The following is a 21,661-nucleotide window of genomic DNA, read 5'->3' as shown; positions in this document are numbered from 1 at the left end:
TCGACCCGAGGAGCCCCGCCATGCCCGCCGCCACCCTGCCCGACGGCTCGACCCTCGACGTCACCACCCTGGGCGACGGCCCGGCCGTCCTGCTCCCCGTCCGGACCGACCCGCTCGAGGAGGCCCAGGCCGACGCGATGCGCGCCTGGGGCGCCGACCCCGACCTCGGCGCCCTCCTCGCGCGCCGGGTCGCCGGGGCGGGATTCCGCGTCGTCGCCGCCGACTACGAGGCCCACCTCGCCGCCCACCCGCGGCCGGGCACGCTGACGGCCGACGCCGTCACGGCCGACCTCCTGGCCGTCGCCGACGCCGCGGGCGCCGACCGGTTCGCCTACTACGGCTACTCGTGGCTGGCGCTCGCCGGGCTCCAGCTCGCGCTGCGCACCGACCGGCTCACCGGCCTGGCGATGGGCGGCTACCCGCCCCTCGACGGCCCGTACGCCGCGATGCTCGCCGTGACGCGCGCCGCGCACCGGCTGGCACTCGCCCACCGCGACGCCCCGCGCCCCGCATCGACGTCGGCACCCGAGCCCGGCGACTGGGACTCCGTCGAGATGACGCAGGCCCCCGAGCAGACCGGACAGTACGTCACGCTCTACGAGTCGCTCGCCGGCTTCGACGACGCCGCCGCCCTCACCCTGGCCGTGCCGCGCCTCGCCGTCGTCGGTGCGGACGACGACATCGTCTACGGACCCGGCTGGGGCGACGTCGAGGTCGTCATCGCCGGCGCCGTCACCCGCCGGCGGGCCGAGCTCGAGGCCGCGGGCTGGACCGTCGAGGTGCTGCCCGGCAAGGACCACACGTCCGCCATGCAGGCCGACGCCGTCCTGCCGGTCCTGCTGCCCTGGCTGACGGCCCACCGCGGCCGACCGGACTTGCCCCACCGCTAGGGTCGGTTCCCGTGAGCGAGCCCCCGAGCCGGCCCGAGAGCTACGTCCAGCGTCTGCGCGGCGTGGTCGGCCACGACCCCCTCTTCCTGCCGAGCGCGGCGTGCGCGGTGCTCGACCAGGACACCGCCGGGACGACCCGGGTGCTGCTGCAGCAGCGCGGCGAGCCCGGCGCCCCGTGGGGCCTCCCCGGCGGCGCGCTGGAGCTCGGCGAGACCGTCGCGGAGGCCGCCGTCCGGGAGACGCGCGAGGAGACCGGCCTCGTCGTGGAGCCCCGGACCCTCCTCGGCGTCTTCTCCGGCTCCCGGTCGCACACCTACCCGAACGGCGACGTCGTCCAGGCGGTCGTCGTGGTGTTCGTCGCCCGGGTCGTGTCCGGGGAGCTCACGGTCGACGGCGTCGAGACCCGCGCATTGGGCTGGTTCGCCCTCGACGCCCTGCCCGAGCCGCTCTTCGCCCCCCACGTGTCGATGCTCGACGCCCTCGCCGCCGGGCGCAGTGGCGTCTGGGACTGACCGCGTCCCTCACGAGGTGGCCAGGTCGTCCCAGACGACGAAGACGGAGTCCCGGTCGATCCGGGCTCCCGCGGCCCGGTAGGTCGCGAGCGCCGCGACGTTGTCCGCCTCGGTGCCGGTCCACATCCCGCGGCAGCCGTGGGCGAGGGCGTGGTCGCGCAGGGCCGCGAGCAGCGCGGACGCCACCCCACGGCGGCGCGCCCCCTCCTCGACCCCCAGCTCGTACAGGAACATCTCCGGCTCCTTGTCCGGGTGCCGCATCTCCACCCCGGACACGAACCCGACGTCGTGGCCGTCCGGTCCCCGCGCGAGCAGCACCACGTGGCCGGGCCGCGCCAGCGTGTCGGCCGCGCCGTCGGCCCGGACGGGCGCGTCGAAGAGGTGGGACGCCGCGACGAGCTCGGCCGGGTCGGTGACCTGCACGACCGTCCAGTCCGCCATGCCCGCCATCCTCGTCCGCGACCGCCGCACAGGCACCCCGACGACGGACGGGTGTCACGGACAACCGTCCCGCCCCTCCCTCCCCACCATGACCCCGCGGGCGCTCGACACCGTCCAGGCCGTGACCGGCCTGCTGCCGGCCGCGCCCGCGCTGCTCGGGTTCCTCGGCGCGTCCCTCGCGACGCTCGCCGTGCCCGGCCCGTCGGTCGTCCACGTCGTCGCGCGCAGCACCACCCTCGGGCGACGGGCGGGCCTGCTGTCGATGGCCGGGCTCGAGGCCGGCGCGGCCCTGCACGTGGTGGCCGCGGCGGCGGGGCTCGCCGCCCTGCTGGAGCGGTCGCCCGTGCTGTTCGGCGCTGTCCGGTGGGCGGGCGCCGCCTACCTCGTCTGGCTCGGCGTGCGGGAGCTGCGCGCCGCCCGGTCCCGGCCCGCCCCCGAGGACGACGCGGGCACCGCCGCCGGCGAGGACGGCGGCACGACCCGGCGGCCGCGGGGCTGGCGGCTGGTCACCGACGGCGTCCTCGTGGACGCCCTCAACCCGAAGACCGCGCTCTTCTTCGTCGCGTTCCTGCCCCAGTTCGCGGACCCGGCGCGCGGCGCCGTGGCACCCCAGCTCGCGATCCTCGGTGGGGCGTTCGTCGTGCTGGCGGCCCTCGTCGACAGCGGGTACGCCCTGCTCGCCGACCGGATGTCGTGGCGGCTGCGCGCCTCGGAGCGCGCCCGGCGCCGCCTCGGCGTCACCACCGGCGGCGTCTACCTGGCCCTGGCCGGGGCCGCCGCCGTCGTGTGACCATCCGACGATGGACTTCTTCGACCCCCAGGTCATCCTCTTCGTGGCCGACTGCGAGCGGGCGTCGGCGTTCTACGGCACCTTCGGGTTCACCGAGACCTTCCGGGCGCCGCAGCAGCACCCGGTGAAGGTGGAGATGGCGCACGGCGGGTTCGGCCTCGGCCTCGCGCTGCCCGGGCCGGCCGCCGAGAGCCACGGGCTCACGCCCGTGACCAGCGGCCACCGCGCGTGCCTGACGCTCTGGACGGACGACGTCGACGCCGCCTACGCCGCGGCGCTCGCGGCCGGGGCCACGGACAACCGGGCGCCGCACCCGTTCCGCGACGGCCTGCTGCGGGTCGCTTTCGTCGAGGACCCCGACGGCCATCCCGTGCAGCTGGCGCAGCGGGCCTAGGCGCGCCGCCTCAGTCGCGCGGGGACAGGGCGTCGAGGAGCCACCGGTTCCGGGCGCGCAGGAGCCGCGTCATGTACCGGGTCAGGACGACGCGGTCCACCAGGCGGCCCAGCGACCCGGCCGGCGACGTGAACTCGACGACGTCCGTCATCCGCGTGCCGCCGGGGACGGTCTCGAACCGGTGCTCGTGCCACCACCGGCGGAACGGGCCCGCCGCCTGCTCGTCGACGAAGCGGTGCGGCGCGTCGTGGGCGCTGATCCGCGACGTCATGCGGAACGGGACGCCGAAGTGCCGGGCCCGCCAGGTGACGGTGTCGCCGGGGCCCATGACCCCGGTCGTGACGCCGCCGACCGCGCGCTCCCCCGACCGGCTCATCGACGCGGTGTGGGCGTCCACCGACAGGCTCGCCGCGAAGCACGCCTCCGCGGACGACGGGATCTCGGTGGTCAGCACGATCGTCGGCACCGGGAGATGGTAGGCCCGCTTTCTGGGCTCCCGGTCCGTCACGCCCGCGGGAGCGGGAGCCCCCGCGGCACGGCGTCCCGGCCGCCGCCGTAGGCGCGCATGGCGAGCGTCGACCGCTCGAAGAAGTCGCCGACCCGTGCGGCCGCCGCGGCCGGGACTCCCACGTCGTCGAGCGCCTGCCGGAACAGGCGGACGCACGCCGCGTCGAGGTCCGGGTGCTCCCCGTTGCCCGCGTGCATGCGCTGCACCTTCGACTCGTCCCCGTAGCCGCCCGTGTACAGCCGCGGCCCGCCCAGCGCCTCCGCCAGGTAGGCGGCGAGCCGCTCGTCGTGCTGCGGGTGCAGCGTGCCGTGCGAGAACGGGTGCGCCGCCACCGGGTCGGCCAGGGTCAGCGCGTTCCACCGCCGGCACACCGCCAGCAGCATGTCGAAGCCACCCACGTCGTCGTACAGGCTCATGCCGTCCAGTATCGCCACCCCGTGCCGGCGGCGCCCCGAGCACGCCTCAGGCGGGCTTGACCCACCGGGCCCAGTCGTCCTGGGGCCGGTACCCGAGGGCGGTCCAGGCGCGCGCCCCGAGGTCGTTCCCGGACAGCACCATCGCGTCGAACCGGCGGGCACCGAGCGCGCGGAGCCGCTCCTCGGCCGCCTCCACCAGGCGGCGGCCGACGCCCTGCCCCCGCGTCCCGGGGTCGACGGCCAGGCGGTAGAGGTGCGCGCGCCAGCCGTCCCAGCCGGCGATCACGGTGCCGACCACCGCGCCGTCCCGATCGGCGACGAGGAGGCTGTCCGGGTCCCGGCTCAGGAGGTTCGCCACCAGCGTGGCGTCGTCGGCCGGCCGGGAGGAGTTCTCCCCGGCCACCGCCCAGAACTCGAGGATCGCGGGGACGTCGGCGCTCTCGCCGCGGCGGATGATCACCCGCGCATCATGCCTCCTCCGGCCCTCAGGCGAGCGCGGCGAGGAAGCCCTGCACGCGCTGCAGGACGAGGCTGGCGGCCTGCGGGTCGTGGCTCCGCAGCGAGGAGTCGGCGAAAAGGTGCGCCGTGCCGGGGTAGAGGAAGAGCTCCGCCTCGGCCACCGAGGCGGCCAGCTCGCGGGCCGCCTCCAGGTCCTCGGCGAACCACTCGTCGTCGCTGCCGCCGTGGACCTGCGCCGGGAGACCGTCGGGCCACGTGCCGAACTCGGCGACGGGCAGGCAGGCGTCGAGGAAGAGGGCCCCCACCGCGCCCGGGCGGGTCTGCGCGAGCCGCTGCGCGGGCATCACGCCCATGGAGAACCCCGCGTAGACCAGCGCGGCGGGGAGCCCGTCGACGGCCGCGGTGCCCCGGTCGAGGACGGTGTCGAACCCGATCTCCTGCGCGTGGGCGACGCCGGTCTCGACGTCGTCGAACGTGCGGCCCTCGAACAGGTCGGGGACGTGCACGGTGTGCCCCTCCGCCGCCAGGGCGTCGGCGAACGCCCGCACCCCCGCGGTGAGCCCCTGGGAGTGGTGGAACAGGACGATCTCGGCCATGACGCCTCCAATGATCCATGAACTTCGAACGTTCTAGAACGTTAGTATCGTGAGCCATGGACGGCAAGACCCCCGACTACGACCTCGAGGACAGGCGGGCGCTGACCCGCCCCGACCAGGTCCGCGCTCTCGCCCACCCGCTGCGCACCACGATCCTCGGCCTGCTCCACGAGCGTGCCGCGAGCGTCACCGAGCTCGCCACCGCGGTGGGCCGGCCGAAGAGCACCGTCGCCCACCACGTCAAGGTCCTCGCCGACGCGGGCCTCCTGACCGTGGTCCGCACGCGCCGGGTCCGCGCGATCGAGGAGGCCTTCTACGGCCGGACGGCGCGGCTGTTCCACGTCTCCCTCGAGGGGGCGGACGAGAAGGACGACGGCGGTGGCAGCCCGCTGGACTTCAACGACTTCGAAGTCGCGGCCCGCGAGTCCCGGCCCGCGTACCTCGAGGGGCAGCTGTGGGGCTTCCTGCGGCACGCCCGGATCGACGAGGCGCAGAAGGAGGAGTTCTGGCACCGCATGGCGGCGCTGGTCGAGGAGTTCGACACCCTCCCGCGCCGCGGCGACCAGGTGCACGGGTTCGCGATCGGCGTCTACCCGGTCGCCGACTACCCGCAGCTGCCGCCGCCGGCCGGCTCGGACGAGGGCCGGTAGCGGACCGTCAGGCCGCCCAGTCGCGCCGCAGCAGTCCGTACACCCACGAGTCGGACACGACGCCGTCCACGACGCAGTCCTCGCGCAGAGTGCCCTCACGGACGAAGCCGAGCTTCTCGAGCACCCTGGCGGACGCCGCGTTGCGCGTGTCGGCCTCGGCCTGGACCCGGTTGAGGTCGAGGGCGTCGTAGGCCCACCCGAGCAGCGCGCGGCCCGCCTCCGTCGCGTAGCCGTGCCCCCACGAGGCCTGGGTGAAGCAGTAGCCCAGGGAGGCGCTCCGGAACCCCGGGTCCCAGTCGTTGAAGGTGCACCAGCCGATGAACGTCCGGTCAGCGCTGCGCTCGACGGCGACCCGCGCGCCGCTGCCCTCCTCCGCCATCCGCCGGCACCGGTCGAGGAAGTTGTCGACCCGCGACCGGTCGCGCCACGGCGGCGAGTCCCAGTAGCGCAGCACGAACGCGTCGCTCTGCAGCGCGAACAGGTCGTCGCCGTCCGCGGGCGTGAACGGACGCAGCGTCAGTCGCTCGGTCTCCAGGACCGGGGTCGGCAGGGTCATGCCCGGCATCGTCGCACCTCGGCGCAACGGAATTCGGGGGCCGGACGCGCGCCGCCCGGCTGGTGCCTGGAACCGCGTCGTCGCTGCGGAGTAGCGTCCTGCCCAGGTGTCCGACGACGACGACGGGACGAGCGACGATGAGCCACTACATCATCTACTTCAACCAGCAGTGGGTGGGCGACCACAGCCCGGAGTGGTTCGCCGGGCGCGGGCCGCTCGCCAACGCCGTCGTGGACGACATGAAGGACGCCGGCGTCCTCGTGTTCGCCGCCGGCGTGGACGAGGACGACGACCGCGCCTTCACCGCCGACGCGACCGGCGGCACGCCGGTGGTCACCCCCGGGTCGTTCGCCCCGACGGAGCAGCGCATCGGCGGCCTGACGATCATCGACGTCGCCGGCGACGACGACGCGAAGGCGTGGGCGCGCAGGGTCGCCGAGGCCTGCGGCTGGCCGCAGGAGGTCCGCCGGGTCGAGTGACCGGGCCGCGCCGCTCGGCGGGGTCGCGCGTGCGTCAGCGGGCCGTGTCCCATCCCACGTCGGCCAGGACCCTCTCCAACGCCTCCTGCGCGCTGACCGTGGCGTCGAGGACGACCTCGTCGAGCGCTGCGACGCGGTCGTCGTCGCGGTACCAGGAGGCGACGTCGGCCTCCGAGACCTCGGCCGCCAGGGCCTTGGTGCGGTGCCGCCGCAGCGTCTCCTCCAGCTCGAGCGCGTAGTAGTAGCAGCGGGTCACCCCCCGGTGCTCGCTCCGGAGCCGAGCGAGCATCTCTCCGTAGCTCTCGGAGTGCAGGATGCCCTCGATCACCACGTCCAGCCCGTGATCGAGCGCGAAGCGCGCCGACAGGTCGATGTAGGGCACGCTCAACGCCCCCGGACGGTCGCGGACGTGCAGGATCTCCCGCCGCAGCACGTCGTGCCCGATGATCGCCACGCCCCGGGGACGGGCGGCACGGATCGCCCGCGCCAGCTGGGACTTCCCGCTTCCCGAGTTCCCACGGACGACGATCAGGCGGGAGCGCTCGGACCCTGTCACGTGCTTCGCCCGCCCCGTCGCGCGGCACCGCCCACCACCGGCGAGCGGCGGGCGGTCCGCGGCTCGTTCAGCAGGCCCGGCGCCCTGGGCAGCGGGAGCTCGGTCCGCCGGACCAGCTCGATCCGTGGCGTCGCAGGCATCGACAGGCACCCCTCCGTGTGTCGTGGAAGACGCCCCGATCGGCGCTCGGCCGAGGCGCCGACCCGGGACGACGTCGTGAGCGGACTCCACCACATGCCCGCGCCGAGGGCCAGTGCCATGGCGATCGTTGCCTTGTTGACCCACGGGTCATTAATATTGACCGCATGGTCAACAGTCCGGCTCCGTACGTCTCGCCGTGGATCGCACGCCTGGTCGCCGTGTACGTCGCGGCCGTCGTCGCCACCCTCCTCGCGCTCGTGGCCCTCGCGTTCCTCGCACCCGCGCTGGCGACCGACGAGGCGTGGGGGCACGCCGCGGTCGTCGCCGTCTTCGCGGTGCTCCTCCCGCTGCGCACGCGGGCAGCGACCCGTGGGGACGCCCGCGCCTACGGTGCGGTCGGGATCATCTCCGCGGTGCTGGTGGCCGTGAACATCGTCGAGGCGCTCGTCCCGGGTTTCGTCCCGCCGTGGATGAGCGTCGAGATGCTCGTCGTCGCCGGGCTCATGGCCGTGATCGTCGCGCTCGTCTGGCGCGGTCGAGCGGGCCGGCGCGCAGCATGACCGGGCGAAAGCGGCTCAGCGCGGACGAGCGTCGCGACCAGCTGATGGCCGCGACCGTCCGCGTCCTGGCCGACCGAGGGTTTCGAGCGGCGACCGCCGGCGAGATCGCCCGCGTCGCGGGCGTCTCCAAGGGCCTTCTGTGGCACTACTTCACCGACCTCGACGACCTGTTCGCGACGACGACGCGCTACGCCCTGACGTCGCTCACCAGCGCGGCGGCGACGATGCTCGACCTCGACGCGCCCGCGCCGACGGTGATCCGGTCGGCGATCCACGCGACCACCGAGCTCAGGCTCACCCACGAGGCCGAGCGACGAGCGATCCAGGAGATCGTGCTCAACCTCCGCACCGCCACCGGCGAACCCGCGATCGGCCCGGGCTACCTCGAGGACATGCTCGCAGCCCAGGAGGCGATCTTCCGTCGGGGCCAGTCCGAGGGCGACTTCCGGGGTGACCTCGACCCGCGCGTCCTCGCCGTGACCTATCAGGGGATGGTCGACGGCATGCTCGACTACCTGGACGCGCACCCCGACGCCGATGCGGACCGCCACGCCGAGAACGTCGCCGAGGTCTTCCTCGGAGGCGCAGGGGCGGCACGCACCGACGACTGACGGGCCGTCCGCGGGACCGCGGCGGCCCGCCTGAGGCAGAGCTGGGCGTCGGACGGAACGCGCCTAGACGTTGAAGCGGAACTCCACGACGTCGCCGTCCTGCATGACGTAGTCCTTGCCCTCGACGCGCGCCTTGCCGGCGGAGCGGGCGGCCTGCACGGAGCCGGCCTCGACGAGGTCCTCGAACGAGATGACCTCGGCCTTGATGAAGCCGCGCTCGAAGTCGGTGTGGATGACGCCGGCGGCCTGCGGGGCGGTCCAGCCCTTGCGGATCGTCCAGGCGCGCGACTCCTTGGGCCCGGCCGTGAGGTACGTCTGCAGGCCGAGCGTGTGGAAGCCGACGCGGGCGAGCTGGTCGAGGCCCGCCTCCTCCTGGCCGGAGTCGGCGAGCATCTCCTTGGCGTCCTCCGGCTCGAGCTCGACGAGCTCGGACTCGAACTTCGCGTCGAGGAAGACGGCGTCCGCGGGGGCGACGAGGTCGCGCAGGCGCTGCTGCATCCCCTTGTCGGCAAGGCCGGCCTCGTCGGTGTTGAACACGTAGATGAACGGCTTGGCCGTGAGCAGCTGCAGCGACGCGACGTCGGCGAGGTCCAGGCCCTCGGCCTTCGCGCCCTGGAAGAGCGTGGTGCCCGACTCGAGGATCTTCTGCGCGGTGGTGGCGGCCGCGAACAGCGCGGCGTCGCCCCGCTTGATCTTGACCTCCTTCTCCATCCGCGGCAGCGCCTTCTCCAGCGTCTGGAGGTCGGCGAGGATCAGCTCGGTGGAGATGGTCTCGATGTCGCCCTCGGCGTCGACGGACCCCTCGACGCGGACGACGTCGCCGTCGTCGAACACGCGGGTGACCTGGCAGATCGCGTCCGCCTCGCGGATGTTCGCGAGGAACTTGTTGCCCAGCCCCTCGCCCTCGGAGGCGCCCTTGACGATGCCGGCGATGTCGACGAACGACACCGTGGCGGGCAGGGTGCGCTCGCTGCCGAAGATCTCGGCGAGGGTGTCGAGCCGGGGGTCGGGCAGCGGGACCACGCCGACGTTGGGCTCGATCGTCGCGAACGGGTAGTTCGCGGCGAGCACCTGGTTGCGGGTCAGTGCGTTGAAGAGCGTGGACTTGCCGACGTTGGGCAGGCCGACGATGCCGATGGTGAGTGCCACGTCGGGAGAGTCTACGTGGCGCCCCTAGGGGGCCTCCCCCCGGGCGCGCTCCTCGAGCGTCGCCAGGTCCCGCTCCACGAACTGCAGGTGCGCCCAGTGCTCGCGCGCGACGACGCCCAGGCTCTCGTGCACCGCGCGGGTGAGGCCGTCGGGGTACCAGGGCGGGAGCCGCGGGGCGTCGACCGTGACGTCGGTGCCGGCGAGCGCGTCGTAGAGGGCGTGCACCTGGGCGATGCGGTCGGCGTGCGCGGCGAGGGTCTCCGCCAGCGACGGCGTGGCCTCGAGGTCGACGCCGAGGGCGGCCACCTCGGGCTCGTACTCGGTGAACGGCAGCCCCGCGTACCAGAAGGGGTCGTCGATCCCCTGGAGCCCGAACCGCACCCAGCCGTCCATGGCGAACACCAGGTGCCGCAGCGTCTGCACCGTCGACCACTCGCCGTCGACCGACGTGTCGACCGCCCGGGGCCCGAGGGCGGCGGCACGCGCCAGGTGCTCGTCCCACCGGCGGAGCGCGGCGTCCAGCGACGCGCGCTGCTCGGCGAGGTCCGCCGAGCGCGCCTGCTCGCGGCCCGGGTTCCGGCGGTTCAGCTCGGCCTCGACGAGCGGCGCGACGTCGACACCGTTGACGCGCAGCCCCGTGATCTCGCCGTCGATGTCCGCGTCCGTGAGGTCGACGCCGCGCATCACCGCCCCGGGCAGGAAGCTCTGGTCGAGCCGCACGCCGTCGAGCCGGACCAGCCGGAACGCCGCGCCCGTCATGTCGGCCTCGACGAACCGCGCGCCCCGCAGCTCGTCGTCCGGCCCGAACCGTGCCTCCGCAGGTGCCATGCGCCGACCGTAGGCGCGGTCACCGACACGCCGCCGGGCGGGGCGGGTCAGACGACGACGTCCTGGTGCCAGGACTCCGTCACGTACCGGGTGCGCCAGCCCCAGCTCTCGTAGAGCGACGCGGCGCCGGTCGGGCTGTCGGCGTCGACCTCGAGCCCCACCCGGTCGCGCCCGCGCGCCGCCGCGTCGCGGATGACCGCGAACAGCAGCGCCGTCGCGACGCCGCGGCCGCGGGCCCGGCGGTCCGCGCCGAGGTACTCGACGTAGCTGCCCTCCTTGCCGGATGCGCCCGAGGGCAGGACCGCCCCGACGAGCGCGCCCATCGGCTCCGGCTCCGCGTCGGGGCGCTCCGGGTCGGCCACGAGGGCGAGCCACCAGTGGTCCCAGCGGTGGCCCGGGTCGGCGCGCAGCCGCACCAGGAACTCGCCGAAGCTCTCGCGGTAGGAGTTGAAGTGGTCCTCGAACGCGCTCTCGAGCACGCGGTGCACGGTCTGCAGGTCCTCGGCCACGGGCAGGCCGTCCTCGTGGGTCGCCACCTGGCGCACCGAGACTCCCGGGCGAGGGTCGGGCAGCACGCCGCGCAGGGCCTCCTCGGGCACGACGGGGCGGGACATCTGCAGCCACGACCGCGCCTGCGCATACCCCGCCGCGGCGAGCCACTCCCGCTGCCGCTCGTCCCCGGCGAACGCGCCCGCGTCGAGCTGCGTGCGGTCCAGCCCGCGCAGGGCCGCGAGCTCGCGGCCCTGCTGCGCCGCCCAGCCGTACCCCGCCGCGGCGAGCTCGTCGGCCCCCTCGGCGGCACGGTCGACGTCCACGCTCACGACCACGCGGCCCGCGGCCCGGTCGTGGGCCGTCGCCCAGGCCCGGATCTCACCGCCCGGGTCGCGCACCACGACCTGGCGGCGCGTCCACGACATCGGGCCCGCCACCTCGGCGGCGAGGGCGTCCTGGTTCACGACCGACGAGCCCGTGAAGGGCGCCGCGACCACCCCGCGGAGCTCGCCCAGGCGTGGCAGGTCGCCGAGCTCGGGGGCCGACGCGGTCCAGCGCGCGGGCAGGGGCAGGTGCTCGGGGTTCAGGGACGTCACGTCCCCCATTGTCGCAAAGCCCGCTTGGGCAGCCCATGACCCCCCGCCCAGGAACCTCCCGGGCGGGGTGGCCGGTTCGTCAGCCGAAGGCCATGACCTGCTGCAGCAGCTCGGGCAGCCGGCGGTCGTAGGTGCGGGCCCCCCAGCGCACGCCGAGCAGCAGCGCGACGACGCCCGTGACCAGCCCGACGCCCAGCGCGCCCCACCCGAGCGCGGCCTGCGGCATCAGCACGGCGGGCAGCGTCAGCGCGAGCGTCGGGACGCTCACCGCGAGCACGACGAGCATCGCCACCATCTGGGCGACCATCGTCGCCATCGTCGCCCCCTGCGGCGACTTGAACGGGCTCTCCCCAGGCTTCGGCACGGGGTAGACCATGCGCGCCGACACGGCGCTCGAGATCCCCAGCGACGCCCCCAGGACGCCGCAGGTGAGCCCGAGCATCGCGGGCAGGGCGTCCCACCGCCCGGCCACGCCGCAGCCGATGACGGCGAACGCCAGGCACAGCGGCAGGCCCGCGACGAGCACGGGCAGCACCCGGCCCCACCGGTCGGCGCGGCCCTTCGTGCCCGTCGCGACGTGCAGGGCGAACGCCGTGTTGTCGTAGCCGACGTCGTTCGAGATGCCGAAGCCGAGCAGCCACGCCGCAAGGGGCGCCATGACGAGCAGGAGGCCGCCCCCGCCCCCGTTGGTGACGCCGACGGCGAGGAGCACCAGCGGCAGCAGCGGCACCATCGCGACGGACGCCGCGTACCGGGGGTCGCGCAGCCAGTACGTCGCGGCCCGCGCGGCGACGGCCCCGGTGGGCGTCGCGGGGAGCCGCCCGAACCAGCCGAGGCCCTTCGCGGCCGCGGCCGCTCCCCCGCCCCGCGGCGTCACGAGCTCGCGCGCGAGCGCCCGGTCCCACACGACCCACGCGAGCGCGAGCGTGCCGGCGGAGATGAGCAGGCGCGCCAGGAACAGGCCCCACGCGCCGTCGTGCACCGCGGACGGCAGGGCCCACGGCGCGCCGAGCGGCGTCCAGCCCACCACCTGCGCCAGGGGCGTCAGGACGGCGTCGACCGCGCCCGTCCCGGAGCCGTCGACGGTGACCTCGACGCCGTTCGCGACCCACCCGAAGGCCGGGCCGATCAGCAGGATCGGCACGACCGCCACGACCATCAGCACCTCGCGGTAGCGGCGCGAGTCCAGCAGCGGCGCCAGCGCCGTCGTCGTCGCGCGCGAGCCCACCACGCACAGCGCCGTCGCGAGCACGCCTCCGACGAGCCCGGCCGCCAGGGCCGCGGGGTCGCGCCACCAGGCGAACGAGACGCCGAGCGCACCGAGCGTCGTCACCGCGGCCGGGATCGACACGAGGCCGGCCAGGGCGAGCCCGACCAGCATCGTGCGCCGCGGGATCGCGAACGTGACGAAGCGGCGCGGGTCGAGGGTGGCGTCCACGCCGAACGCGAAGACCGGCACGAGCCACCACGCCAGGACCACGAGCGCGCCCGCCACCGTGATCACCCGGCCGGTGAGCCCGGGGTCGGCCGTGCCGCCCGCGACGGCGGCGACCACCACGAGCACCAGGACCAGGAGGCCGTAGAGGGACCCGACGACGAGCCCGATCGTCTGCCACACGCTCCGGCGGAACGTGTTGGCCAGCAGGGTCAGCTTGAGGCGGACGAGCTGCGCAACCACGCCAGTCCCTCCGACTCCCGGCGGCCGCCCACGAGGTCCACGAAGCGGTCCTCGAGGCTCTGCTCGCCCCGCACGTCGTCGACGGTCCCCGCCGCGAGCACGTGCCCTCCCGCGATGATCGCCACGTGCGAGCACATCCGCTGCACCAGGTCCATGACGTGGCTCGAGACCACGACCGTCCCGCCGTCGTGCACGTAGGCGTGCAGGATGTCGCGGATGTTCGCCGCGCTCACCGGGTCCACGGCCTCGAACGGCTCGTCGAGGACGAGCACGCGCGGGGCGTGGATCATGGCGGAGGCGAGGCCGATCTTCTTGGTCATGCCCGCGGAGTAGTCGACGACGAACGTGTCGCGGTCGCCCGTCAGGTCCATCGCCTGCAGCAGGTCCTCGGTGCGCTGGGCGACCGTGTCCCGGTCGAGCCCGCGCAGCAGGCCGGCGTAGGTGAGCAGCTGCGCGCCGGTGAGCCGGTCGAACAGGCGCACGCCGTCGGGCAGCACGCCGAGCTGCGCCTTGGCCTCGTCCGGGCGCGCCCACAGGTCGGTGCCGTGCACGTGCACCGTGCCGAAGTCGGGGCGCAGCAGGCCGGTGGCCATGGACAGGGACGTCGTCTTGCCCGCGCCGTTGGGGCCGACGAGCCCGAAGAAGGAGCCGCTCGGCACGTCGAGGTCGACGCCCGCGACGGCGACCTTCTGGCCGAACCGCTTCCACAGCCCGCGCAGGCTGAGGGCGGCGCCGAGGTCGGGCGGGACGGGGGCGGGGGCGGCGGGCGGCGGCCCGGTCTGGTCGCTCACGGGTCAACCGTAGTGCTCCGGGCACGCTCGCGGCGCGGGCCGTCGGCGCGGGTCCGACTCGGCGGGATCGTCGCGTGGGCGCTCGGCCGTGTCGGTGCGGCATGACACGGTGTGCCCATGACGACGCCCCTCGCCCTGCTCCTGATCGCCGGCGCCCTCGTGGTGGGTGCGCTGCTGGGATGGATGGGGCACGCGAACCGTGCGGCCAAGGCGGGCCGGTCGCAGGAGATGCAGCGGGTCCAGCAGCACGGCGAGCTCGAGACCCTGCGGCGCGACGCCGCCGAGCTGCGCAGCCGCCTGTCGCAGGCGGGCGACGAGACCGCACGCCGCCTCGCGGAGCAGCGCGAGCTCGCCGACCGCGACCTCGACCGGGCCCGCGACGAGGCGGACCGGCGCGTCGTGGAGACCCGCGAGCAGGCCGACCGCCTGCTGGTCCAGGTGCGCGAGGACCTCGAGCGGCAGCTCGCGGAGGCGAAGGGCGACCAGGAGGCGGCCGCGCAGCGGTTCCGCGCGCTGGCCAACGACGCGCTCGCCGCCAACCAGAAGCAGTTCCTCGACCTCGCGGACGAGCGCCTGCAGCGCAGCACGCAGAAGAACGACGAGACGCTCGCCCAGCGCGAGCAGGCCATCCGCGCCCTGCTCGACCCGATGAGCAAGACCCTCGACAAGGTCAACGCCCGGGTCGACACCGCCGAGCAGGCACGCCTCCAGGGACACACCGCCCTCACGGAGCAGCTGCGACAGCTCGAGACGGTGAACTCCCAGCTGCGCGTCGGCACCAGCGACCTCGTCTCGGCGCTGCGCTCCAACCAGACCCGCGGCGTGTGGGGCGAGCTCCAGCTCAAGCGCGTCGTCGAGGCGGCCGGGATGATGGACCACGTCGACTTCGAGGCGCAGGTGCACCGCACGACGGCCGAGGGCGAGACCCTCATCCCCGACCTGGTCGTCAGCCTGGCGGGCGGCAAGACGATCGTGGTCGACGCGAAGGTGCCGCTCAGCGCGTACCTGCGCGCCCAGCAGGCCGAGGGCTCCGCCGAGGGTGACAGGGAGCTCGACGCCCACGCCAAGGACCTCGCCAAGCACGTGGACGTGCTGGCCGACAAGGCCTACTGGTCGCAGTTCGACGCCGCCCCCGAGTTCGTGGTCCTTTTCGTCCCGGCCGAGCCGATCCTCGCCGCGGCCGTCGAGCGCCGGCCCGACCTCCTCGAGACCGCCATCCGCAAGCGCGTGCTGGTCGCGACCCCGATGACGCTCGTCGCGATGCTGCGCACCGTGGCGTACGCGTGGCAGCAGGACGCCATCGCCGAGGACGCCCAGAAGGTGCTGCAGACGGGCAAGGAGCTGTACGCCCGCATCGTCACGATGACCAAGAGCATCACCAAGCTCGGCCAGTCGATGACCACCGCCACCAAGCACTACAACGCGTTCGTCGGGTCGCTCGAGACCCGCGTGCTGCCGCAGGCGCGCCGCATGGTCGAGCTCAAGGTGGTGGACGCCGGCCAGTCCCTCGAGCCGCTGAAGGCGGTCGAGGACACCACGCGCGCGGTCACCAAGCCGGAGCTGCTCGCCGTCGAGGAGGGCCTGGTCGTCGACCTCGGCATCCTCGGGGTCGAGGGCGGCCGGGACGACTCGGTCGAGTCCCTCGTCGACGCCGCGCAGCGCGACCTCGAGCGCGCCGCGGACCCGGACGACAAGGGCGAGTCGGCCGCCGGCTGAGCCCGTCGCCCGTCGTCGGGCGGGCCGCCCGCCCGGCCGACGTCAGGCGGGCTCGACCGGCAGCGCGGTACGTGCGCCGCGGCGGGGCCGCTTCTCCTCCTGGCCCGCGGCCTTGAGCCCGCGCGCCAGCTCGCGCGGCAGGGAGAACATCAGGTCCTCCGTCGCGGTGCGCACCTCCTCGACGTCGCCGAAGCCGTGCGCGTCGAGGTGCGCGATGACGTCCTGCACGAGGATCTCCGGCACCGACGCGCCCGAGGTGACGCCCACGGTCGCCGCGCCGTCGAGCCAGGCGTCCTCGATCTCGGTGGCCCGGTCCACGCGGTACGCGGTGCGCGCGCCGGCCTGGAGCGCCACCTCGACGAGGCGGACCGAGTTCGACGAGTTCGCGGAGCCGACGACGATCACGACGTCGCACTCCGGCGACAGCTTCTTCACCGCGACCTGGCGGTTCTGCGTGGCGTAGCAGATGTCGTCGCTGGGCGGGTCCTGCATCTCCGGGAACCGGTCGCGCAGGCGCCGCACGGTCTCCATCGTCTCGTCCACGGACAGGGTGGTCTGCGAGATCCAGACGACCTTGTGCGGGTCGCGGACCTGCACCTGGTCGACCTCGTCCGGGGAGTTCACGACCTGCACGTGGTCGGGCGCCTCGCCCGCCGTGCCCTCGACCTCCTCGTGGCCGGTGTGGCCGATGAGGAGGATGTCGTAGTCGTCCTTCGCGAAGCGGACGGCCTCCTTGTGCACCTTGGTCACCAGCGGGCACGTGGCGTCGATGGTGTCGAGGCCGCGCGCGGCGGCCGACTCGCGCACCGCGGGCGAGACCCCGTGCGCCGAGAACACGAGCCGGGCGCCCTCGGGCACCTCGTCCGTCTCGTTGACGAAGATCGCGCCCCGGTCGCGCAGCGTCTCCACGACGTGCTTGTTGTGCACGATCTCCTTGCGCACGTACACCGGGGCGCCATAGGTCTCGAGGGCCTTCTCCACCGCCACGACCGCGCGGTCGACCCCCGCGCAGTAGCCGCGCGGCGCGGCCAGCAGCACGCGCTTGGTCGACGTCGGGACGGAAGGGGCCGGAACGGTCGCAGTCACGCGGCCAGTCTAGGTGCGGGGGTGTGGACGTCCTGTGACGGGCGGCGGCGGTGGCCGTCGGGGGCGTGGGGCATGCTGGACGCCGTGCCTGACGAGTCCCCGCCGGAAGCCCAGCCGCTGCCCCTGCCCGAGCTCGCCCGCGAGACGACGGCGGAGCGCCCGTGGCCCGTGCGCCTGCTGTCCGCGAAGATCCGGGACTACGTCGCGAAGATGTCGTTGGTCTGGGTCGAGGGCCAGGTCGTGGAGCACACCTACCGGCCCCGGGCCGGCATGCAGTTCGTCACGCTGCGCGACACCGACGTCGAGGCGTCCCTGCCGGTGCACATGCTGACGCGCGTCTTCGACGGCCTCCACCACAAGCCCGAGGTGGGCGACCACGTCGTGGTGCAGGCCAAGCCGGAGTTCTGGGTCAAGACGGGCCGGATGTCGATGCGTGCCACCGCCGTGCGGCAGGTGGGCGTCGGCGAGCTGCTCGCCCGCATCGACCAGCTGCGCCGGGTGCTCGCCGCGGAGGGCCTGTTCGACCTCGACCGCAAGCGCCCGCTGCCGTTCCTCCCCGCGGTCGTCGGCCTGGTGTGCGGGCGGGAGTCCAAGGCCGAGCACGACGTCGTCGTCAACGCGCGGGCCCGCTGGCCCCAGGTGCGGTTCGAGATCCGCGAGGTCGCCGTGCAGGGCGTCGACGCCGTGCGCGAGGTGAGCGCCGCCCTCGCCGACCTCGACGCGCGCCCGGAGGTCGAGGTGATCGTCGTGGCGCGCGGCGGCGGGTCCGTCGAGGACCTGCTCCCCTTCAGCAACGAGGCCCTCGTCCGCGCGGCGGCGGCGTGCACGACGCCGCTGGTCAGCGCCATCGGCCACGAGACGGACGCGCCGCTGCTGGACCTCGTCGCCGACCACCGCGCGTCCACCCCGACCGACGCCGCGAAGCGGGTGGTGCCCGACGTCGCCGAGGAGCGGCAGCGCCTCGACCAGGCGCGCCGCCGGATGCGCGCCGCGGTCACCGCGCGCGTCGAGCGGGAGCAGCACGGCCTCGACGCGCTCCGGTCGCGGCCGTCGCTCGCGCACCCGCAGACGACGGTCGACGCCCGCGAGCGCGAGCTCGCCCAGCACGTGCGCCACGCACGCCACCTGCTCGACGCCGCGCTGCTGCGCGCGTCGGGCGAGATCGGCCGGCTGGCGGCCCAGGTGCGTGCCCTCTCCCCCGAGTCGACGCTGGCCCGCGGCTACGCGGTCGTGCAGCGCGCCGACGGGCACGTGGTCCGCGCGGCCCGCGACGTCTCCCCCGGCGACGCCGTGCACGTGCGGGTCGCCGAGGGGGCGCTGGAGGCGGCGGTCACGGCGACGTCTCCCGCGCCGCGCGGCTGAGGCGCGTCGCCAGACGGCCGAACGCGGCGGCCAGCTCGGCGCCCTCGAGCACCTCGACGTCCATCCCGAGCTGGGTGACCCAGAGCGCGAGCTGGTCGGGGTCGTCGCTGCCCACCTCCAGGCGGCAGGTCCGCGGCCCGAGCACCTCGACCTCGAGCGGCGAGCCGATCCTCGCCACGACGTCCTCGGCGGGCGCGTGGACGAGGATCCGGGCGCGGTACCGCCAGGTCGCCCGCCCCACCCGGGCCACGACGTACCGCTGCACGGCGTCCTCGGGGACGGCCCGCGGCCGGAACCGCGCGCCGGTGGGCGGGCGTGGGGTGATCCGGTCCACCCGGAAGACCCGCCAGTCCGCGCGGTCGAGGTCCCAGGCGAGCAGGTACCAGCGCGATCCCCAGCGCACGACGCGGTGCGGCTCCGTGTGCCGGGTCGTCTCGGCGCCGCCGTGCGCGGTGTAGCCGAAGCGGAGCCGCTCGTGCGCCCGGATCGCGGCGGCGACGGCGCCGAGCACCTCGAGGTCCGGGGGCGGGTCCGTCCCCGGCACCACGCTGGTGGCCTCGCGGACCGCCTCGACGCGGCGCCGCAGCCGGGAGGGCATGACCTGCTCGAGCTTCGCCAGCGCGGTGAGGAACGTCTCCCCGCCGCCCGCGCCCGTGCTCGCCGCGACGCCGAGCCCCACGGCGACGGCGACCGCCTCGTCGTCGTCGAGCACCAGCGGCGGCATCGCCGTCCCGGCGGCCAGGCGGTAGCCGCCGGCGACCCCGGGACGGGCCTCGACCGGGTAGCCGAGCGACCGCAGCTTGCCGACGTCGGTGCGCACCGTGCGGGTGCTGACCCCGAGCCGGTCGGCGAGCTCGCCGCTGGTCCAGTCCCGCCGCAGCTGCAGCAGGGACAGGAGCTGGAGCAGGCGGGCCGAGGTCTCGAGCACCCTCGGAGTTTCTCACCGATCGCGGAAGCAAGTCTTCCGCGTTTCCTGGGAGCGTGGAGCCATGACCACGAACAGCGCGGACACCGCCCTCGTCCCCTTCCGCATCGACGTGCCGCAGGCCGATCTCGACGACCTGCGCGACCGGCTGGCGCGCACCCGCTGGCCCCTGCCCGTGCCCGGCCGCGACGACCGCACGGACTTCAGCCGCGGCATCCCCCTGCCGTACCTGCGCGAGCTCGCCGAGTACTGGCGCGACGGGTTCGACTGGCGCGCACAGGAGGCCGCGCTCAACTCCGACGAGCAGCTCACGACCGTCGTGGACGGGCAGACCTTCCACGTGCAGCACGTCCGCTCGGCGAACCCGGACGCGATCCCCCTGCTGCTGTGCCACGGGTGGCCGGGGTCGTTCGTCGAGTACCAGCGGCTGGTCCCGCTGCTCACGGACGCGTTCCACGTGGTCGTGCCGTCGCTGCCCGGGTTCGGGTACTCGACGCCGCTGTCGGGCACCGGCTGGGAGGTGGCGCGGACCACCGAGGCGTACGCGGAGATCATGACGCGGCTCGGCTACGACCGGTTCGCGGTGCACGGCACCGACATCGGCGCCGGCACCACCGGCCGCCTGGCCGCGCTGTACCCGCAGCGCGTGATCGGCACGCACGTCGGGAGCGACGGCCGGTCGCTCGGGATGGTCGGCGACCAGTACCCGATGCCCGACGGGCTCTCGGCCGAGGAGGTCGCGCAGATCGAGGCGGTGCGCGCGGCCGACGCCGCCGAGCACGGCTACTTCGAGATGCAGAACCACCGCCCGGACACGATCGGGCCGGCCCTCACCGACTCGCCCGTCGGCCAGCTCGCGTGGATCGCCGAGAAGTTCCAGACGTGGACGAACCCGACCCGCCGCACGCCGGACGAGTCCGTCGACCGCGACCAGCTCCTGACGAACGTGTCGCTGTACTGGTTCACCCGCAGCGGCGCGTCCAGCGCGCAGCTCTACTACGAGGCGACGCACTCCGGCCTGGACTGGCTCTCCGCCGCGGAGGTGCCCTCCGCCTGGTCGGTCTTCGACACCCATCCCCTCATGGCGAAGGTCTTCAACGCCTGGGGCGGGATCGACCAGTGGGTGGAGCACCCCGAGGGCGGGCACTTCCCCGCGATGGAGGAGCCCGAGCTGCTGGCGGCGGACCTGCGCGCCTTCCTCAGCGGCCGGTCGTGACCGGCGGGGCGGGTGCCGCCTCGGGCGCCCGCCCGTAGTCGCCGACGTGCCGGGTGAGGAACGCGCCGACCGGGCCGCGCTGGACCAGCCGCATCACGCCGGTCATGGCCGCGATGCCGAGCCGCGTGCGCGGCGCGAACGACCGGACCCGTCCGGGGTACATGGCCTGCGCCCGCTCGACCACGGGCCGCATCGCGGCCTCGTACCCGGCGAGCGCCCCGCCCACGTCCGCCGGGGCCTCCCGTCCGAGCGCGTCGGCGAGCGTGGCGGCGCCCCGGAGCGCGAGCGCGGTGCCGAGGCCGCTCAGGGGGCTCGCGCACCAGGCGCTGTCCCCCAGGAGCACGACGCGGCCCCGGGACCACGTGTCGGCGTGGACCTGGTCGTAGGTGTCGAGCGCGAGGTCGTCAGCCACGCGCGCGGCCGCCAGGAGCTCCGCCGTGCGCCAGCCCTCCCCCGCGAAGGTCCGCTCGAGCAGGGCGAGCCGCGCCTCGGTGTCGCCGCGTGGCGGCAGGGAGGTGGCGGGGAACGTGAAGCCGACCTCCTGCTCGCCGGCGTGCCCGGGCCGCGCCTCGACGACCCGGGACCCCGGCAGGTTGAGCATGAGGAACCACCCGTCGAGGGGCGGGGTCGGCGGGGTCGTCCGTGCCTCGCGCAGCGTGAACCACGCGTGCGCCAGCCCCAGCGGACGCCGGAAGGCCTCCTCCGGCCCGAAGGCGAGGCGCCGGACGACCGAGTGCGCGCCGTCCGCCCCGACGACGAGGTCGTAGTCCTCCGGAGCGTGCCGTCGGAACTCGACCCGCACGCCGTGGCCGGTCCCGGTCAGCCCGGTCACGGTGTCGGCGAACCGGTGCCGCGTGCGCGGGCCGGTCGCGTCGTGCAGCAACCGGGCCAGGTCGGCGCGCAGCAGCTCGTCCGTCGAGACGAAGCCCGCCCCGCCGAAGGCCTCGACGGGCATCTCGGCGCGCCGCCTCCCCCGCTCGTCGATCCACGCGAGGCCGCGCTGCTCGATCGTGGCCGCGAGCGCCGCGTCGAGGAGCCCGAGCCGGGCGAGCACGTCCCGGCTGTCCCCGCGCAGGTCGACCGTCTGCCCGCCGGACCGCAGGCCGGGCGCGATCTCCACGACGGTCACCTGCCACCCTGCCCTGTCGAGCAGCACCGCGAGCGCGTCCCCCGCGATCCCCGCACCCACGACCAGCACTCTGGACATCACGCCACCTCCGCTGTTGATGCGACTCTCGTTGCATTTGCAACGTAGCGCGCTCG

The 21,661-nt window shown here is 74.8% G+C and carries 26 protein-coding genes; 11 read left to right on the top strand and 15 right to left on the bottom strand.

What is annotated here, in order from left to right; genetic code table 11:
- Positions 1–20 precede the first annotated feature (20 nt).
- Together ACFU9A_RS08920 and ACFU9A_RS08915 are read left to right on the top strand one after the other, a co-directional pair.
- Positions 21–890, top strand: a complete 870-nt coding sequence (locus ACFU9A_RS08920) for an alpha/beta hydrolase (RefSeq protein WP_430574875.1) — start codon at positions 21–23, stop codon at positions 888–890.
- A gap of 11 nt (positions 891–901) precedes the next feature.
- Complete coding sequence (locus ACFU9A_RS08915; RefSeq protein ID WP_430574874.1) at positions 902–1,402, top strand: NUDIX hydrolase; 501 nt, start codon at positions 902–904, stop codon at positions 1,400–1,402.
- Between the two features lie 9 nt (positions 1,403–1,411).
- Here the strand turns inward: ACFU9A_RS08915 and ACFU9A_RS08910 are convergent, their stop codons facing one another.
- Positions 1,412–1,843: a GNAT family N-acetyltransferase gene (locus tag ACFU9A_RS08910; protein ID WP_430574873.1), complete on the bottom strand. Its 432-nt coding sequence runs from the start codon at positions 1,841–1,843 to the stop codon at positions 1,412–1,414.
- An 88-nt stretch (positions 1,844–1,931) separates the two neighbouring features.
- On the opposite strand from ACFU9A_RS08910, the gene ACFU9A_RS08905 reads away from it, so the two are divergent.
- On the top strand, positions 1,932–2,633 hold the full coding sequence (locus ACFU9A_RS08905) for a LysE family translocator (protein ID WP_430574872.1): 702 nt from the start codon (positions 1,932–1,934) through the stop codon (positions 2,631–2,633).
- A 10-nt stretch (positions 2,634–2,643) separates the two neighbouring features.
- Entirely contained in the window at positions 2,644–3,027 is a 384-nt protein-coding gene (locus tag ACFU9A_RS08900; protein ID WP_430574871.1) for a VOC family protein, read from the top strand.
- Between the two features lie 10 nt (positions 3,028–3,037).
- Here the strand turns inward: ACFU9A_RS08900 and ACFU9A_RS08895 are convergent, their stop codons facing one another.
- The 4 genes from ACFU9A_RS08895 to ACFU9A_RS08880 are packed head-to-tail and all read right to left on the bottom strand — an operon-like array spanning position 3,038 to position 5,006.
- A complete protein-coding gene (locus ACFU9A_RS08895; RefSeq protein ID WP_430574870.1) occupies positions 3,038–3,493 on the bottom strand; it encodes a cyclase in 456 nt (151 codons plus the stop codon).
- Positions 3,494–3,531: 38 nt separating this feature from the next.
- Positions 3,532–3,951, bottom strand: a complete 420-nt coding sequence (locus ACFU9A_RS08890) for an oxidoreductase (RefSeq protein ID WP_430574869.1) — start codon at positions 3,949–3,951, stop codon at positions 3,532–3,534.
- A 46-nt stretch (positions 3,952–3,997) separates the two neighbouring features.
- Entirely contained in the window at positions 3,998–4,411 is a 414-nt protein-coding gene (locus tag ACFU9A_RS08885) for a GNAT family N-acetyltransferase (RefSeq protein ID WP_430574868.1), read from the bottom strand.
- A 25-nt stretch (positions 4,412–4,436) separates the two neighbouring features.
- A complete protein-coding gene (locus ACFU9A_RS08880; protein WP_430574867.1) occupies positions 4,437–5,006 on the bottom strand; it encodes a dienelactone hydrolase family protein in 570 nt (189 codons plus the stop codon).
- A 56-nt stretch (positions 5,007–5,062) separates the two neighbouring features.
- Here ACFU9A_RS08880 and ACFU9A_RS08875 point away from each other — a divergent pair, with 56 nt between their 5' ends.
- A complete protein-coding gene (locus ACFU9A_RS08875; RefSeq protein WP_430574866.1) occupies positions 5,063–5,656 on the top strand; it encodes an ArsR/SmtB family transcription factor in 594 nt (197 codons plus the stop codon).
- A gap of 7 nt (positions 5,657–5,663) precedes the next feature.
- Here ACFU9A_RS08875 and ACFU9A_RS08870 read toward each other — a convergent pair whose 3' ends face one another.
- Positions 5,664–6,212, bottom strand: coding sequence for a GNAT family N-acetyltransferase (locus ACFU9A_RS08870; protein ID WP_430574865.1), 549 nt, complete (start codon positions 6,210–6,212; stop codon positions 5,664–5,666).
- A gap of 137 nt (positions 6,213–6,349) precedes the next feature.
- Here ACFU9A_RS08870 and ACFU9A_RS08865 point away from each other — a divergent pair, with 137 nt between their 5' ends.
- The gene (locus ACFU9A_RS08865) at positions 6,350–6,691 is read left to right on the top strand and encodes a YciI family protein (protein ID WP_430574864.1); all 342 of its coding nucleotides are present in this window, start codon (positions 6,350–6,352) and stop codon (positions 6,689–6,691) included.
- A gap of 34 nt (positions 6,692–6,725) precedes the next feature.
- Here ACFU9A_RS08865 and ACFU9A_RS08860 read toward each other — a convergent pair whose 3' ends face one another.
- Positions 6,726–7,247: an AAA family ATPase gene (locus ACFU9A_RS08860; protein WP_430574863.1), complete on the bottom strand. Its 522-nt coding sequence runs from the start codon at positions 7,245–7,247 to the stop codon at positions 6,726–6,728.
- A gap of 305 nt (positions 7,248–7,552) precedes the next feature.
- On the opposite strand from ACFU9A_RS08860, the gene ACFU9A_RS08855 reads away from it, so the two are divergent.
- Both ACFU9A_RS08855 and ACFU9A_RS08850 read left to right on the top strand, forming a co-directional pair.
- Positions 7,553–7,948 (top strand): hypothetical protein, encoded by a 396-nt coding sequence (locus tag ACFU9A_RS08855; RefSeq protein ID WP_430574862.1) that lies wholly within the window; start codon positions 7,553–7,555, stop codon positions 7,946–7,948.
- On the top strand, positions 7,945–8,559 hold the full coding sequence (locus ACFU9A_RS08850) for a TetR/AcrR family transcriptional regulator (RefSeq protein WP_430574861.1): 615 nt from the start codon (positions 7,945–7,947) through the stop codon (positions 8,557–8,559). Before ACFU9A_RS08855 ends, ACFU9A_RS08850 begins: the two co-directional genes overlap by 4 nt.
- Before the next feature lie 63 nt (positions 8,560–8,622).
- Here ACFU9A_RS08850 and ychF read toward each other — a convergent pair whose 3' ends face one another.
- The 5 genes from ychF to ACFU9A_RS08825 form a co-directional block, all read right to left on the bottom strand.
- Complete coding sequence (gene ychF, locus ACFU9A_RS08845; RefSeq protein ID WP_430574860.1) at positions 8,623–9,708, bottom strand: redox-regulated ATPase YchF; 1,086 nt, start codon at positions 9,706–9,708, stop codon at positions 8,623–8,625.
- Between the two features lie 24 nt (positions 9,709–9,732).
- The gene (locus tag ACFU9A_RS08840; protein WP_430574859.1) at positions 9,733–10,536 is read right to left on the bottom strand and encodes a DinB family protein; all 804 of its coding nucleotides are present in this window, start codon (positions 10,534–10,536) and stop codon (positions 9,733–9,735) included.
- A 47-nt stretch (positions 10,537–10,583) separates the two neighbouring features.
- The gene (locus tag ACFU9A_RS08835; protein WP_430574858.1) at positions 10,584–11,633 is read right to left on the bottom strand and encodes a GNAT family N-acetyltransferase; all 1,050 of its coding nucleotides are present in this window, start codon (positions 11,631–11,633) and stop codon (positions 10,584–10,586) included.
- A 70-nt stretch (positions 11,634–11,703) separates the two neighbouring features.
- Positions 11,704–13,302 (bottom strand): hypothetical protein, encoded by a 1,599-nt coding sequence (locus tag ACFU9A_RS08830; RefSeq protein WP_430574857.1) that lies wholly within the window; start codon positions 13,300–13,302, stop codon positions 11,704–11,706.
- Positions 13,272–14,093 carry an ABC transporter ATP-binding protein gene (locus ACFU9A_RS08825; protein ID WP_430574856.1) on the bottom strand — a complete coding sequence of 274 codons (822 nt, stop codon included), beginning with the start codon at positions 14,091–14,093 and terminating at the stop codon, positions 13,272–13,274. The genes ACFU9A_RS08830 and ACFU9A_RS08825 overlap by 31 nt, the downstream gene beginning before the upstream one ends.
- A 117-nt stretch (positions 14,094–14,210) precedes the next feature.
- Between ACFU9A_RS08825 and rmuC the strand changes: the two genes are divergently transcribed.
- Positions 14,211–15,809 (top strand): DNA recombination protein RmuC, encoded by a 1,599-nt coding sequence (gene rmuC, locus ACFU9A_RS08820; protein WP_430574855.1) that lies wholly within the window; start codon positions 14,211–14,213, stop codon positions 15,807–15,809.
- 42 nt (positions 15,810–15,851) lie between these two features.
- Here the strand turns inward: rmuC and ACFU9A_RS08815 are convergent, their stop codons facing one another.
- A complete protein-coding gene (locus ACFU9A_RS08815) occupies positions 15,852–16,895 on the bottom strand; it encodes a 4-hydroxy-3-methylbut-2-enyl diphosphate reductase (protein ID WP_430574854.1) in 1,044 nt (347 codons plus the stop codon).
- Positions 16,896–16,967: 72 nt separating this feature from the next.
- Between ACFU9A_RS08815 and xseA the strand changes: the two genes are divergently transcribed.
- Entirely contained in the window at positions 16,968–18,257 is a 1,290-nt protein-coding gene (gene xseA / locus ACFU9A_RS08810; RefSeq protein ID WP_430574853.1) for an exodeoxyribonuclease VII large subunit, read from the top strand.
- Here xseA and ACFU9A_RS08805 read toward each other — a convergent pair.
- Positions 18,226–19,185, bottom strand: coding sequence for a helix-turn-helix transcriptional regulator (locus ACFU9A_RS08805; protein WP_430574852.1), 960 nt, complete (start codon positions 19,183–19,185; stop codon positions 18,226–18,228). The two genes, xseA and ACFU9A_RS08805, sit on opposite strands and share 32 nt — an antisense overlap.
- A 61-nt stretch (positions 19,186–19,246) precedes the next feature.
- On the opposite strand from ACFU9A_RS08805, the gene ACFU9A_RS08800 reads away from it, so the two are divergent.
- The gene (locus ACFU9A_RS08800) at positions 19,247–20,398 is read left to right on the top strand and encodes an epoxide hydrolase family protein (RefSeq protein WP_430574851.1); all 1,152 of its coding nucleotides are present in this window, start codon (positions 19,247–19,249) and stop codon (positions 20,396–20,398) included.
- Here ACFU9A_RS08800 and ACFU9A_RS08795 read toward each other — a convergent pair.
- Complete coding sequence (locus ACFU9A_RS08795; protein WP_430574850.1) at positions 20,382–21,605, bottom strand: FAD-dependent monooxygenase; 1,224 nt, start codon at positions 21,603–21,605, stop codon at positions 20,382–20,384. The two genes, ACFU9A_RS08800 and ACFU9A_RS08795, sit on opposite strands and share 17 nt — an antisense overlap.
- Positions 21,606–21,661 lie beyond the last annotated feature (56 nt).

Origin of the sequence: Isoptericola sp. NPDC057653, assembly GCF_042799955.1 — a bacterium.
Taxonomy (GTDB): domain Bacteria; phylum Actinomycetota; class Actinomycetes; order Actinomycetales; family Cellulomonadaceae; genus Isoptericola.
Note: the sequence above shows the minus strand (reverse complement) of the source record. Positions and strands in the feature narration are given on the sequence as shown.